This window comes from Rossellomorea oryzaecorticis, from assembly GCF_038405515.1.
GTDB classification, from domain to species: Bacteria; Bacillota; Bacilli; order Bacillales; family Bacillaceae_B; genus Rossellomorea; species Rossellomorea oryzaecorticis_A.
This window is the reverse complement of record NZ_JBBYAF010000031.1, coordinates 39155-52964: the sequence shown is the minus strand read 5'-3', so window position 1 is coordinate 52964 and position 13810 is coordinate 39155. Positions and strand designations below refer to the sequence as shown.

15 protein-coding genes and 1 riboswitch are annotated in these 13810 nt (G+C 41.4%); of the genes, 2 read left to right on the top strand and 13 right to left on the bottom strand.

Translation table 11 applies throughout. From position 1 onward, the window contains the following. Nucleotides 1-316: 316 nt before the first annotated feature. The 13 genes from AAEO50_RS15160 to AAEO50_RS15100 all read right to left on the bottom strand — a co-directional run bounded on the left by AAEO50_RS15160 (nucleotide 317) and on the right by AAEO50_RS15100 (nucleotide 12133). Nucleotides 317-1606 carry an NCS2 family permease gene (locus AAEO50_RS15160; RefSeq protein WP_341985131.1) on the bottom strand — a complete coding sequence of 430 codons (1290 nt, stop codon included), beginning with the start codon at nucleotides 1604-1606 and terminating at the stop codon, nucleotides 317-319. 678 nt (nucleotides 1607-2284) lie between these two features. Further along, entirely contained in the window at nucleotides 2285-2755 is a 471-nt protein-coding gene (gene ribH / locus AAEO50_RS15155) for a 6,7-dimethyl-8-ribityllumazine synthase (RefSeq protein ID WP_341985130.1), read from the bottom strand. A gap of 46 nt (nucleotides 2756-2801) precedes the next feature. Next, entirely contained in the window at nucleotides 2802-3995 is a 1194-nt protein-coding gene (locus AAEO50_RS15150) for a bifunctional 3,4-dihydroxy-2-butanone-4-phosphate synthase/GTP cyclohydrolase II (RefSeq protein ID WP_341985129.1), read from the bottom strand. Between the two features lie 17 nt (nucleotides 3996-4012). Continuing rightward, nucleotides 4013-4669 (bottom strand): riboflavin synthase, encoded by a 657-nt coding sequence (gene ribE, locus AAEO50_RS15145; RefSeq protein ID WP_341985128.1) that lies wholly within the window; start codon nucleotides 4667-4669, stop codon nucleotides 4013-4015. 4 nt (nucleotides 4670-4673) lie between these two features. Then, nucleotides 4674-5783: a bifunctional diaminohydroxyphosphoribosylaminopyrimidine deaminase/5-amino-6-(5-phosphoribosylamino)uracil reductase RibD gene (ribD, locus tag AAEO50_RS15140; RefSeq protein WP_341985127.1), complete on the bottom strand. Its 1110-nt coding sequence runs from the start codon at nucleotides 5781-5783 to the stop codon at nucleotides 4674-4676. 143 nt (nucleotides 5784-5926) lie between these two features. Then, nucleotides 5927-6072: riboswitch (FMN riboswitch) on the bottom strand. Between the two features lie 158 nt (nucleotides 6073-6230). Then, nucleotides 6231-6449, bottom strand: a complete 219-nt coding sequence (locus tag AAEO50_RS15135) for a four-helix bundle copper-binding protein (protein WP_341985135.1) — start codon at nucleotides 6447-6449, stop codon at nucleotides 6231-6233. Nucleotides 6450-6599: 150 nt separating this feature from the next. Beyond that, nucleotides 6600-7325, bottom strand: a complete 726-nt coding sequence (locus tag AAEO50_RS15130; protein WP_341985126.1) for a hypothetical protein — start codon at nucleotides 7323-7325, stop codon at nucleotides 6600-6602. A 122-nt stretch (nucleotides 7326-7447) separates the two neighbouring features. Further along, nucleotides 7448-8308 (bottom strand): GNAT family N-acetyltransferase, encoded by an 861-nt coding sequence (locus AAEO50_RS15125; protein WP_341985125.1) that lies wholly within the window; start codon nucleotides 8306-8308, stop codon nucleotides 7448-7450. A 59-nt stretch (nucleotides 8309-8367) separates the two neighbouring features. Beyond that, on the bottom strand, nucleotides 8368-9144 hold the full coding sequence (locus AAEO50_RS15120; RefSeq protein WP_341985124.1) for an ABC transporter permease: 777 nt from the start codon (nucleotides 9142-9144) through the stop codon (nucleotides 8368-8370). Then, nucleotides 9145-10044: an ABC transporter ATP-binding protein gene (locus AAEO50_RS15115; protein WP_341985123.1), complete on the bottom strand. Its 900-nt coding sequence runs from the start codon at nucleotides 10042-10044 to the stop codon at nucleotides 9145-9147. Next, nucleotides 10041-10256, bottom strand: a complete 216-nt coding sequence (locus AAEO50_RS15110) for a PLDc N-terminal domain-containing protein (protein ID WP_341985122.1) — start codon at nucleotides 10254-10256, stop codon at nucleotides 10041-10043. The genes AAEO50_RS15115 and AAEO50_RS15110 overlap by 4 nt, the downstream gene beginning before the upstream one ends. A gap of 404 nt (nucleotides 10257-10660) precedes the next feature. Next, a complete protein-coding gene (locus tag AAEO50_RS15105) occupies nucleotides 10661-11653 on the bottom strand; it encodes a WYL domain-containing protein (protein ID WP_341985121.1) in 993 nt (330 codons plus the stop codon). A gap of 156 nt (nucleotides 11654-11809) precedes the next feature. Then, nucleotides 11810-12133 (bottom strand): DUF4870 domain-containing protein, encoded by a 324-nt coding sequence (locus tag AAEO50_RS15100; RefSeq protein WP_341985120.1) that lies wholly within the window; start codon nucleotides 12131-12133, stop codon nucleotides 11810-11812. 179 nt (nucleotides 12134-12312) lie between these two features. Here AAEO50_RS15100 and AAEO50_RS15095 point away from each other — a divergent pair, with 179 nt between their 5' ends. Then, nucleotides 12313-13092, top strand: a complete 780-nt coding sequence (locus AAEO50_RS15095; protein WP_341985119.1) for an undecaprenyl-diphosphate phosphatase — start codon at nucleotides 12313-12315, stop codon at nucleotides 13090-13092. Between the two features lie 10 nt (nucleotides 13093-13102). After that, a complete protein-coding gene (locus AAEO50_RS15090) occupies nucleotides 13103-13702 on the top strand; it encodes a DedA family protein (protein ID WP_341985118.1) in 600 nt (199 codons plus the stop codon). Nucleotides 13703-13810: the final 108 nt, after the last annotated feature.

Below are 13810 nucleotides of genomic sequence, written 5' to 3'. Positions count from 1 at the left end.
GGAAGAAAAGCGGAGGGGCTTTGTTCAGAGGCGGGTGACATAAGGCGAATCGGCCACGAAGGCGTTCTTTGCCTTCTTGGACGGTTTGACTTATGTCATGTGCCTCTAAGACCTGGAGCTGGACAGGTCTCACATAAGCTACTCTTCCCGCAGGAGTCTTCGTCTTGCACTCCAATCAACCGCTAGAAAGAGCTAAACCTAAATGTACATTTGAACAAATTAAAAACCCGATCTAATTTGCTTCCTGAAAGGCAAATTAGTTCGGGTTTATTTAGATTGAAACATTTTGTCCCAATCTCTTCTAACGGATTACTTATTAATGAATTGAATGAACAAAGAAGTTCATTAAGAATAATCCGGCAATGATGTATAGCGGAATGGAGACTTCCCTTGCTTTACCGGTAGCCATTTTCAAGATTGGATACATGATGAATCCAATCGCTATACCGTCTGCAATGCTATAAGTAAAAGGAATCATCGCAATGATGAAGATGGCCGGAAATGCCTCGGTCAGATCTCTAAGATCCATATGACGGATGTTTTGTATCATCAAACCGCCGATGACTATGAGAATCGGAGCGATTGCATGGTCCGGAATCCACTTTAAATACGGAATGAACAAAACAGATCCAAGGAATAATACCCCTGTCGTAAGCGAAGTTAAACCTGTTCTTCCTCCTGCTGTCATAGCTGCTGCACTTTCAACTGTAGAGACAGTCGGACTCGTTCCAAAAAACCCCGATGTGAATGCAGAAAAAGCATTTGCTTGAAAGGCTTTTGGATATTTGTGAGGCTGATCGATCATGTCCACATGTCCGTGAATCAAGCCGATGTTCTCAAATACGAGCACCATCGTTACTGAAAATACCGCGATCCAAAATGGGATTTTCAAAATGGAATCAAATGAAATTTGTCCAAATACCTGACCATATTCACTCCAATGAAAGGAGTCTCCTGATATGGATGGTTCAATTCCAAAAAAGAAACCAAGTAGTGTCCCAAAAGCGATGCTCCAAAGGAATTGCCCTTTCACATTGCGGATAAAAAGAAATATCGTTACCAAAAAGGTCAGCACCGTTGCCAGCACCTTTAATTCACCGAAGTCACCGATCGTAATCAGCGCACTGTCTCCTCTTTGGATCAGGCCGCCTTTTTCCAGACCGATGAACATCAAAAACATTCCCAGGCCGACCGTAATCGCCTCTTTTAATGTTTTAGGAATGGCTTCCGATAATACTTTAGAAAGCTTTGTAAACGCAATGATCATAAACAATATCCCGGAAACAACTACAACCGCCAAAGCTTCCTCCCACGTCAAACCTGAAGACTTCACCAGAGTAAATGTAAACATCGCATTAATACCCATTCCCGGAACCAGAAGAATTGGTGCATTCGCCCAGAAGGCCATGACCAAACATCCAACGAAAGAAGCCAGTATGGTGGCCATTACTGCTCCTTCAAATGGAATTCCAGCTTCAGAAAGAATGAGTGCATTAACAGCGATAATGTACACAATCGTAAAATATCCGATTGAACCGGCCATTATCTCCTGCTTGAACGAGGTACCATGATCCTTTAACTGAAAAATACCTTTACGTTCCTTCATATAATCTTCCTATAAAACTGCCCTCTCCCTACCCGCTCAATCCCTAAAAAGGGTGAGCCACAAGATACTATTCTAGCAAAAAGGAGAGGGTTTGCCAATAAGAATTATAGGATGTTTGGTTCTGTTGTTCCAACTGTTGTGGTGAGGATTTGTCACACATACTGAATTGCAGTGTTTATCGGCGTGGATCACAAGGTACCAGGCAAATCCTGCGTGAAAATGCAGGCTGTGGCAAAATCTCTCTGGAATTTCTCCATAGTTTAATAAAAGCAGGCTTTTTTTACGCTACAAATGTGTATAGATGAACTCTTTATTCAAATAGTCCCCTGCTGGTTGAGACAACTAGAGGGACTTGCCCGGATCTGACTGAGATGCAAACGTTTTTTGATCCTTATTCAGGATTTATGGTCCTGTTTGAAAAAATACAATCCTGTTCCGGATTTTATGATCCTGTTTTAAAAAATACGAGCCTGTTTAGAAATATATGATCTTTTAAGAATGATTTTAATTAATTAGCGTCCCAAAATGTACATTGCTCTACAATCATGCTCTTTTTGCAGGTATCTGATATAAAAGAAATCCCCTGACCGAATTTTCACTCCCCAAGGCCCGTCCCTCACCTCACTAAAACAGTAAAGCCGACTCCAATGCGGAGTCGGCTTTACTCATTAACTACTGTTATTTATCAATTTCCCGCACAAGATTAGCCATTTCAATAGCTGAGACGGCCGCTTCCCATCCTTTGTTTCCTGCTTTCGTGCCTGCTCGCTCGATTGCCTGCTCAATCGTATCCGTTGTAAGGACACCGAAGATCACTGGAATGTCTTCCTGTAAAGCAAGACCTGCCACTCCCTTAGCGACTTCTCCGCTCACATATTCAAAGTGTGCAGTAGCACCTCGGATAACCGTTCCAAGAGTGATGACGGCATCATATTTTCCTGAACGTGCAAGCTTTTTAGCAATCATCGGGATTTCAAATGCTCCAGGTACCCAAGTAACCGAGATGTCACTTTCCTCAATTCCATGTCTCTTAAGTGCATCTTCAGCTCCACCAAGCAGCTTTGATGTGATGAATTCATTAAATCTTGAAACGACGATGGCCACTTTCAGACCTGTCCCGACTAAATTACCTTCATAAATTGTTTTCATAATTCATTCCTCCATTTGATCGTTTTTAATAATGTTGCATCCGGTCCTAGAACTTCAATAAATGACCTAACTTTGAATGCTTTGTTCTTAAGTACTTTTCATTTTCCAGCTTTGTCGGTATTTGAATAGGCACACGATCTGCTATCTCTAGTCCATACCCGTTAATACCTGCAATTTTGCGGGGATTATTGGTCAATAGACGAATATGCTTTATATTCAAATCCCTTAGGATTTGTGCACCAATACCGTATTCCCTCAGATCCGCTCCGAACCCGAGCTTGTGATTGGCCTCGACTGTATCAAGACCTTCCTCCTGAAGCTTGTAAGCTTTCAATTTATTGATTAAGCCGATGCCTCTTCCCTCTTGCCTCATATATAGGAGAACCCCTTGCCCTGCTTCTTCTATCTGTGTCAGTGCAGTGGCAAGCTGAGGTCCGCAATCACAGCGGTTCGAACCAAAGACATCGCCAGTCAGGCACTCCGAGTGGACCCTGACCAGGACTTCCTCGTCTTCTTTCCATTCCCCCTTTACCAGGGCAATATGTTCTTTACCAGTTAGATTCTCCGTATATGCAACTGCTTTGAATTGACCAAATTCAGTTGGTAATTCGATTTCAACTTCACGGGTAACAAGTATTTCCTTTTTCCGGCGGTATCGAATCAACTCTTCTATAGTAATGATTTTCAGGTCCCATTTCTCAGCAATTTTCATTAGTTCAGGGACTCTTGCCATTGTTCCATTTTCATTCATGATTTCACAAATGACACCTGCCGGATTTTTACCTGCAAGGGCAGCAAGGTCCACGGCAGCTTCTGTATGACCGGCCCGCTTCAATACCCCACCCTTTTTCGCAACCAGCGGGAATACATGCCCTGGACGTTTGAAGTCCTCCGGAAGGGACGAGCGATTCAGTAGCTTCTGAATGGTAGCCGACCGTTCAAATGCACTTATTCCTGTCGTGGAAGAACGATGGTCGATGCTGATTGTAAATGCGGTTCCATGGGGATCTGTATTTTCATCAGTCATCGGTGAAAGCTTTAATCGATTGGATAACTCCTCTGTTATCGGAGCACAAATTAAGCCTCTTCCTTCTTTAGCCATAAAATTTATGACTTCGGGCGTGGCATTTTCGGCAAGAGCTACAAAGTCACCTTCATTTTCACGATTTTCATCATCGACTACAATTACAACCTTGCCTTTTTTGAGATCCTCTATTGCTTCTTCGATCGTATGAAACACATTCAATTCCTCCTCCATTAGTCAGCGAAACCGTGTTGATTCAAATATTCATAGCTGATTTTACTTTTGCTGCTTTTCTTCAGCTGTGCCTGTTCATAAAAGCGGTGGAAATACTTGGCCATCACATCACATTCCAAGTTGACCTTGTCCCCCGTCTTCTTCTGACCAAGAACCGTATCTCCTCTCGTTTGGGGAATGAGAGAAACTGTGATAGATTCATCGCTGAGTCCGAATACTGTTAGTGACGTGCCATCTATCGCAACGGAACCTTTCATAATAAAGTAAGGTGAAAGTTCTTTAGGAGTTGAAATTTCAACATAAACAGCATTTTCGACTTGCTCCAGTTTCGTAATCGTTCCTATCCCGTCTACATGACCATTTACAAAATGTCCGCCAAATCGGCCGCCAGCAGCCATGGCTCTTTCCAAGTTCACAGTTGAGCCTGCCGATAAATTTCTAAGGGTGGTAGCTTCAAATGTTTCCGGCATAACGTCAACTTGAAAACGACTCTCCGTAAAGGTTGTTACAGTCAAGCATACCCCGTTCACGCTGATGCTGTCTCCCACACGGACATCTTTGAGAATATCTTTTGCTGCAATGGAAAGGACCATGGATGTTGCAGACTTTTTAATTTTGTCTATTTTCCCGATTTCCTCTATTATTCCTGTAAACAAATCATCAACCTTCTTTCTTGCTGGAGTGCTTTTTAGGGACAGCCACTATTTTAATATCTTCTCCAATGGACTCAATGGATACTATATTCATTTCAAGACCTTCTGTAATAGCAGCAACTCCGCTGCCTCCAAAGCTGGTGAATGCATCTCTGCCTCCTATGAGCTTTGGAGCCATATACATGATAAATTCCTGAAAAGCTCTTTCTTCGAGAAAAGAACCGTGTACGGCAGAGCCGCCTTCTACATACAGGGACTGAATGGATCTGCTTCCTAACTCTCTTAATAAATGATGAAGATCGATTCTGCTTAAAGAGAGTGAAATGACTTCGCAACCTGCTTCCATAAAAGGAATTTTATCTTCTTCTTTTACAGATTCATTTGTTACTATGATTGTCTTGCTCTCATTATCTGTCACAACGTTAGCGTCTAACGGTGTTCTTAAATGATTATCTACTATAATTCGAATGGGGTTTTTTCCACCTTGGGGCAAACGGGTGGTAAGGTGCGGATTGTCGCGGATGATGGTATTTACTCCAACTAATATCGCGTCATGCCGGTGACGATCATAGTGGACATCGAGTCTTGATTCTTCAGATGTAATCCATTTACTGTCTCCTGAAGGAGCTGCCGTTTTACCATCTAAAGTAATGGCGGTTTTCAACGTTACATATGGTGTCTTATGTTTTATGAAATGAAAGAAGTGTTTATTGAGTTCCAACGCTTCAGATTGACACTCACCTACATGTACTTGTATTCCTGCGTCACGCAGTTGTTGTATTCCTTTACCGGATACCAGTGGATTGGGATCTGTACTTGCAATGAATACGCTCTTTATCCCACTGGAGATAATGAGTTGTGAACAGGGTGGTGTCTTTCCATAGTGAGAACAGGGCTCAAGAGTAACATAGATATCTGCACCCTCCGCTTTCTCGCCTGCTGCTCTGATGGCATGAACCTCTGCATGTCCCTCTCCGGCTTTTAGATGTGCGCCCAAACCGACAATGTCTCCATCCTTTACCACAACAGCACCGACTGCCGGGTTTGGAGATGTCTGTCCTTGTGTGGCTTTTGCCATATTCAGTGCCAGCTCCATATAATCTGAGTGTTTCAACATTTTTGCCTCCTCTCTTTATCAAAAATAAAACCCCAAGCAACTTGACTTGGGGAGATTGGCATGACAAATAAACGTATTTAATGATACTATTCAGAAAACTCAACTCTAATGAGAGTTTCTTATCTGTTAATCATGAAATACTGCCGTTCCTTCTCCCATCCAGACTTTCACTGTCGGCTTTGGAGTTTCACCAAATCCACCGCCTGAACTTTAATCAGCCGGGTCACGGACTAAGAGCATCATGCTCATCACCGCCGGTAGGGAATTTCACCCTGCCCCGAAGGAAACCTATTCGATTATTATTATTCTATCATAGTTTCCTTCCATACATCACGAAAAATACTCGGTACTTTGAAGAATTATATCCCGATGGGCGCAACAAAGAGCCTTAAACAAGAAGATCAACCCCAAAAAAGAATGCCTCTCTATAAGAAGCATTCCCCTTGTTCATATTAACTTTCTGCATTCCTCCGCACATCGGAAACATGCTTCTGCACAATCCTGACAATGCCGATGATCATGTGATTTACATTCTGTACCGCAAGCTTCACAAATCCTGGCACACAAAGTTAAAACATCGGGAACAAACTTACTGCTCCTCTGGATGGAACTGATGGCATACGAGCAGATGTCTGCACACTCGCGGTCAAGTTCTATACATTTCATCATACGCTGTTCTTCTTTTAGTGATGCATGGTAGCAGATATTACATGCTTCCAGGCACTTTTCCAATGCACTTAGACATTGTTTATAAGACGCATTCATTTCCTCACCTCCAATACCTTCTTAGGGTTCCCTCTCCCCTTAAAAGGATGATTAGGATGTAAGAAAATAATCAGAGTCGACAAGCCACAAAAAGATGAGCAGCCAGTCATCTGCCTCTGAATAGGCTTCAAAAAAAGTAATATGGCTGTGATGACTATCGAACAGATTTTGAAAACTATGAGGGAGGAACCCCTTTTGCAAGGAAATCCGGTTGACTCCCTTATAATTTAATACCCAGCGTTTATTCCCTTTATAAAGAAGGACCGTTTCACCGTTATCTTCATTACTCCATTCAATGGCAGTCGTACTATGGTATTTCAGTTTAAATTCAAATTTTCTTTTTTCATGTGCAATGACGATCCTTCTGCTCCACTTACATAATGTGAGCCGTATTTTGTCTTTGCGATGAAAGACATATTGCTTGGGATTATTGATCAAAGAAGTCCTCAGAAGCGAATAACTGGACCAGCCATTTGTTTTTAAGTAAAAATATCCTTCTTTTGTCTTGATACCAATCAACGAATGACTGGATACTGGAATTTTTTCATAATATAAGCGTGTTGCCTTCCTGATTTCTTTTTTGATGCTATGGCTAAGGTAGAGGTTCGTCATAGCTGGAATAAACAAAAGGAGTGGGAAGTAATAGAGTGGCTTCACAACCAGCAGCATCCCTACCCCCATCAGGAAATACATGATACCGTGATAAAGCAATGTATGTTGTTCGTTTCTATAGATATGATAAAGGTTCATGAAATGCTCGTCCTTTCCACGAATCATTATCATATCTATGTTTGGCAGATAAAAAAAAGACCCTTTTTGACAGGATCTTTCGTAAACTGCCTTGCCAGCTGAGCAGTATCTAATAGTGGACACCTTGCTCTAATTCACATCCCATCACACTAGAGCGGAATCAATTTCGCACTGCAAGCTTTCTCATAAAATTCGATCGGACCCGCTTCCTTAAGAATCACATACATGTATCCCCGTTTCTTCATTTCGTTCAATGCTGAAAACAGGAGGTTCTTCCCAATCCCCGTTTCACGGACACCCGGAATGACCCCCATGGGACCATAAATGGCTTTCTTTTGTCTATATACGTCAAACGCCGCAAAGCCAACCAGTTGATCATCCTGCTCGGCAATAAAAATCGGGACCCCCTCATGCACTGGATGAAAGCCATTTCCAATTGTCCTGCCCCATTCGTCACCAAATTTATCTATAACAAAAGTGACCACCATTTCACGATCGTCCATATCAGCCTGCCTGGTCACAACTGAAGGTAAATCATCTACATCCCAATCATGATCCATCAGGTAAACTGAAAGGTCCCTGGCAGAAGTCACCGTCTTATATAGTTGTTCATAAGGCAATGTGTACAGCCTTGAACTTAATACAGCGTCTTTCTCCGCAAATTGGAAAAAGGCCTTCAATATATGGCCTTCATTCAGATAAGTCTGGTTGTATCTCTTCATGATGGCTATGGCTTCCTGCCAAATCTCAAAGGATTGTACAGACAGTGGTAAACGGAATGGCCAAATAGCATCTCCATAGACCACCTCTTCCGTTCTTTCCAGATTAACGAACTCCTCTATACGGCCGTCCATTAAGTTGAACATTTCCAAGAGGGTCCCTTCCTTTACGTTGGCTGCGCCAAGGAAAAAATCCACACTCTGTAAAGAAGATTGGTTTTTCCTTTCAGAAATCTGTTCTGCCTCCACGATCAATTGTCTAACTTTCTCTGTTAACCGAAATGCATTCACCGCTCACTCCCCCTTATATCACTGACTAATTCGACATATCCTGTCATTTACCCTTTCGTTTATGAGAGTTCTTTATTTTTAAACAGAAATGGTGTCAGTAACAATAAAAGCAGACATAATACCCCCGCGACCATCATGGCAGCAGTAATGTCGCCGCTCCATCCTTCACCGTTTACAATTTCCACGACGTAAGATGAAAGTCGTGAAGGCGACCATTTCAACTTCTCCGGGAGTGAACTGGATAAAAAACTAAGGATGATTGAAACGGTGATGGTAGCAAAAGCAGCTATCCCGGATGCTTTTACAAGCGAACTGAAAAACAACAGCATCGTCATAATGAATGTCAGCCACATTCCAAAAATGAACAATGTTTGAAAGAAGGTTGATGCTGGTATATTCTCAAATAATAAATTTATATAATACCAGCTTGAAAGCATACCTAAAATATATGAAACCCATATAAGAAGAAGACTTCCTCCCCATTTCGATAAGATATAGGCGTTGTATGAAACTGGTTTAACAAGTACCATCGCTGCAGTACCGCTTTTCCTCTCACCTGAAATGATCCCCATGAATCCAAGAACAATCACCAGTACTCCAATCATATTGAACTGACTGATCGTCGACATAAACACTTCTCCAGCGGATGGAGGCGGGATCTCGATCACTGCCCCTTCTGGTAAATCTCCTACAGAATTCAGGATATCCGGTAAATAATATGCCGTCAAAGGTTCTGTTAAGCCCAGCACTATAAAGACGATCGGCACCCAAAGCCACTTGAAATTACGTGCAGATTCCATTAATTCTTTTTTAAATAATACCCAGACTAGTTTCATCTATCTCATCACCTTCATAAATAGGTCCTCTAAGCTTTGTTCCCTGCTTTCAAATTTCGTCACTGGCCAGCCGCCTTCTGAAATGAGCGTGAATAACCGCATTCTATCCCTCTTCAACTCTTCCACTTCAATAATCAGCGACTCACCCTTTTCTTTCACCTGTTTTATCCAGGGTATTTCCCGCAAAACTTCTCTATAGCGTGAAGCATTATCATCGAAAGACAGTTTTAATGAGGAAGTGTGATGCCTTTTCTTAATGTCATTCAATGGACCTTGCTCAATCAGTTCGCCGTTATAGAGAAACAGAACATCATCACAGACTTGTTCTGCATCATTCAATATATGAGTGGAAAAAAGGATGGTTGTTTGTTCTTTCAAGTCATTCAGGAGATCCAGTACCTCTCTGCGTCCAAAAGGATCCAGTGCAGAAACAGGTTCATCCAGGATGACAAGTTCAGGCTGATGGATCAAGGACTGTGCTATCCCCAGTCTTTGCTTCATCCCGCCTGAGTAGTGTGAGATTCTCCTGTTTTCCCCTTCTGATAAGTTGACAAGGTTAATTAGTTCTTCACTTCTTCGTTTTGATTCTTTCCTTGATAAACCGGTAATCTCACCTGAAAAAGTCAAATATTCCATTCCAGTCATCCACTCAAAGAATGAAGGGTATTGAGGGAGATATCCAATAATCGAACGTATATCCCGGGTATTTTCAAGTGTATTGAACCTGCCGGATGTCGGTGTAATCAAACCCGCAAGCATATTCAGTGTGGTCGTTTTACCTGCGCCGTTCGGACCGATCAAGGCCGTGCAATTTCCTTTTTTCAAATCAAATGTAACTCCTTTGACTGCATGTTTTTCTTTATATTTCTTTTCCAGCGATGTAACTTCCAAGACATTCATCCATTTTGTCTCCTTCCGAAAATGAAGTAAAGGATCGGCCCAATTAGATTGATTAGTAAAACAACCAACAACCAAACCCACTTTGGTCCATTCGTCTGTTTGATTTTTATCAGATCGATGACAGCTGCCAGTACGAGAATCAATTGAATAAGGATCAGCGGAGCGATCAGCCCCCAGTTTATCGTTTGTAACGCTTCTTGTAATTCCTGCATGGTGTTTTCCTCCTTTGATTTTCTATAGATAAGACGCAGATGATTAAAATTCGTTCAAATTCCCCTAAAAAAAATGTTAAAAATTAAAAAGGCTGGGACAAAATTGTTTCAGCATATGTAAAACCCGAACTGATTTGCCTTCTAGCTGGCAAATCAGTTCGGGTTTTTAGTTAAAATGTATATTTAGGTGCAGCTCTTTCCAGCGGTTGATTGAAGTGCAAGACGAAGACTCCTGCGGGAAGAGTAGCTAATGTGAGAACCCCACAGGGAGGTATGACCGAGGAGGCTCACGGGCTACCCGCGGAAAGCGAAGTCTTGCACGGAAATCATTAGCGGTGTTTAGAGACTACTCTAAAATGTTCGTCTTTAGACAGTCGTTTTATAGTTTAGTCCCAGCCTCTTCTTTATGATTGATAAAGTTTGTTCATATTGGCGATTTCTTGTTTGACGGTTTCCGATAATGAAACGGGTGATATTACTTTTGCCTTGGATCCAAAACTGAGGATCCAATTGACCAATCCTCCGCTGATCCGTGCTTTGGTAGATAAGATGAAATGGTCCTCGTCTTGCTTTTTAATATCTACATTCTTACCAAATTTGTCGATGATTACATTGATCAATTGATTATGGAGCTTAATTTTGATCCATTCTTCGTCTCCGGCAAACATATGGAAGGTCGATTGAACATATTTGGAAACATCAAAAGCTTCATATGGGAAAGACTCATTCATCACTTCTACATTCCGCAAACGGTCAACCCGGTAATGGCGGATTTCACCAGCGTCGTAATAGTAGGCAATCAAATAATAGAAATCATTTGCCCAAGTAAGGGCATAAGGCTTCACTTTATACAGACTGCCCTCATGGCTGAGATTGAACTTCTTATCAATATCATAACGTCCATATTGAAACTCAATGATCCGGCGTTCGGATATGGCTTGATGGAGGTCGTGGATCGCTAATCGGATAAAAGGGCTTTCACTTTTTATAGATGAATCTACTTGAATTTCATTTTGAAGCTTTTTTCCTTGATGGGCGCTCGTCAGTTTTCTGATTTTGTCAATTAACTGACGCGTTTCTTGCTTTGTAATGAACTTTGCTGATACAACTGCATCGATCAACATGCGGAGTTCGTGCAATTCAAACAGTCGGTATTGATGACTGTAATATTTAGGAAGCCCATCCTTTTCCTGGTTGATGGTTACGTCAAAAGAATGATTGATCAGATGATTGATATCATCTTTCAAGGAATTTTTATTTAATTTTACGTCAGGTCCGTAAATCTGTTTAAAACGAAGTATGATTTCGTCCAGACTCAGTTCATGATCCTCGTCCGTTTCTTGAGTGAAGATGGTCATTAATCTAAGCAGTCTTTCTTTATTATCAATCCTGATCATTTATTCTTCCCCTCTTCCTCTCTCCTGGGCATCTATAAGTTTATGTATTTGAGAAGTTATTTTAATATAAATTATCAAGTTTAAGCTGTAATTGTCAACTTCATTCCAATAAATGAGTAAGAGCTCATGGCTTTGATCAGCCATGAGCTCTCCTTCTTACTTAAAGAAGTGAATAACAGTAGGGATACGGTATTGCTCTCCTTCGTAGGCTTTTATGGCAGCTAAAATTGTAAAGATCAAGGCCAGGAGCCCAACGATTGGAGCAATGACCAATCCGATAAGTACGATAACCAGGATGGAGCTGATGATTCCGTAAATGGTATATGAAATCAAAAAGTTAAGATACTCTTTTCCATGATAATCTACGAATTCAGATTCATCTCTTTTCCAAAGCCAAATGATGATCGGACCGATAAAAACGGTAAAAAAGCTTAAAACATAAATTAGTGCAGCCATCAATCTTTCATCTTTTGTCGGCATCTTCTTCCCCCTTCATACAAACTTTTTTTATGCACCTCTTCTAATATTACGTTTTACAGACAATAAAGTTTCGTCATCCTTAAAAATAAATTCCTTTTTCATGAAACACAGCAAGGATGAATATACGTTAAGTGAGGAGGTTTGTCCGAAGTATTTCATAAAGAAAGGTTCGATGTATAGTGGATAAATTTGAAGCATTTATTCTGGGGATCATTCAGGGTTTGACAGAGTTCCTTCCTATATCAAGCACAGGTCACTTATTTCTGGGACGATTTGCTTTTGGCCTTCAAGAAGCGGGATTATTTCTCGATACAATGCTCCATATCGGTACACTCGTTGCCGTGATCGTCTTTTACCAAAAAGAACTTCTCCACATGATTAAACATCCATTTAGCAAACTATCATGGATACTTGTCATTGGTACAATTCCTGCAGTTATCATCGGTTTGTTATTTGAGGATTTCTTTGATGCAATTTCCAAAAGCGGATCTACAATAGGATGGGAGTTTCTTGCTACCGGATTGATCATGTTCTTGGCTGATGGCGTTAAAGATGGACATAAGAAATTGGAGGATATCAATTACACCGATGCTCTTTTTATAGGAAGCTTTCAAGCTGCCGCTATTTTCCCTGCACTCTCGCGATCAGGTCTCACCATCGCAGCCGGTCTTTTTAGAAAGCTCGATAGAGAAACAGCTGCGTATTTCTCCTTTCTTCTCTCTACACCTGCGATTATCGGGGGGATAGTCTTTCAAGGCAAAGAAATGATGAGCGGTCATGTTGAAGCGATCTCTTTTTCCAGTATGGCAGTCGGGACCGTTACTGCAGCTGTCTTTGGCTACCTGGCTATTGTTTCAATGGTTAATTTCTTAAAGAAACACTCTTTGAAACTATTTTCTTATTATGTTTGGGCGCTGGGGATACTGATCCTCATCCTTCAATATTCAGGTGTAATGTAGGAGGAGTCAAATGAATCATGAATGGTTAGTCACTATTTTAACAACATTAACAGATTGGGGTTATATAGGAATTGCCCTCGCACTGATGATCGAGGTCATTCCCAGTGAACTAGTGTTAAGCTATGCAGGGTTCATGGTCAGTTCCGGTAAGCTTTCCTTTGTCGGTGCCTTTCTTGGAGGTGTAATCGGGGGCACTGCCGCCCAGCTCTTTCTTTACTGGCTTGGGTATTATGGGGGAAGACCTTTTTTTATCAAGTATGGGAAGTACCTATTTATTTCCGAAAAGCATATCGAATCAGCGGAATCATGGTTTGAGCGGTATGGTACCATCGTCATTTTCACTGCACGATTTATTCCGGTCGTTCGTCATGCAATCAGTATTCCAGCCGGAATCAGCCGGATGTCCCTGACTGCTTTCACACTATATACGTTTGCAGCCATGCTTCCCTGGACGCTATTATTCTTGGTCATTGGGATGGAGCTTGGAATTCATTGGGAACATATCGAGGTGATCGGCATCAAATACATTAAACCTTTAAGCATGATAGCCATAAGTGCAACATGTATGTATTTGTTGTTCTCCTATTATCGACATAAAAAGAAAGCATGACTTTCTTTACTGCTTCCTTTAACTGGACTGTAGAATTCCTGTCCAAACAGCTCTTTGTTAGTCAAACATTAAAGGAATTAACATAGCCTTTTTACAAAAAATTGATTA

Excerpts from the sequence above, each read along its gene's own strand:
- AAEO50_RS15160 (WP_341985131.1), bottom strand. The coding sequence starts at position 1,606 with ATGAAGGAACGTAAAGGTATTTTTCAGTTAAAGGATCATGGTACCTCG.
- ribH (WP_341985130.1), bottom strand. The coding sequence starts at position 2,755 with ATGAAAACAATTTATGAAGGTAATTTAGTCGGGACAGGTCTGAAAGTG.
- ribD (WP_341985127.1), bottom strand. The coding sequence starts at position 5,783 with ATGTTGAAACACTCAGATTATATGGAGCTGGCACTGAATATGGCAAAA.
- AAEO50_RS15135 (WP_341985135.1), bottom strand. The coding sequence starts at position 6,449 with ATGAAATGTATAGAACTTGACCGCGAGTGTGCAGACATCTGCTCGTAT.
- AAEO50_RS15130 (WP_341985126.1), bottom strand. The coding sequence starts at position 7,325 with ATGATTCGTGGAAAGGACGAGCATTTCATGAACCTTTATCATATCTAT.
- AAEO50_RS15120 (WP_341985124.1), bottom strand. The coding sequence starts at position 9,144 with ATGAAACTAGTCTGGGTATTATTTAAAAAAGAATTAATGGAATCTGCA.
- AAEO50_RS15115 (WP_341985123.1), bottom strand. The coding sequence starts at position 10,044 with ATGAATGTCTTGGAAGTTACATCGCTGGAAAAGAAATATAAAGAAAAA.
- AAEO50_RS15110 (WP_341985122.1), bottom strand. The coding sequence starts at position 10,256 with ATGCAGGAATTACAAGAAGCGTTACAAACGATAAACTGGGGGCTGATC.
- AAEO50_RS15105 (WP_341985121.1), bottom strand. The coding sequence starts at position 11,653 with ATGATCAGGATTGATAATAAAGAAAGACTGCTTAGATTAATGACCATC.
- AAEO50_RS15100 (WP_341985120.1), bottom strand. The coding sequence starts at position 12,133 with ATGCCGACAAAAGATGAAAGATTGATGGCTGCACTAATTTATGTTTTA.
- AAEO50_RS15090 (WP_341985118.1), top strand. The coding sequence starts at position 13,103 with ATGAATCATGAATGGTTAGTCACTATTTTAACAACATTAACAGATTGG.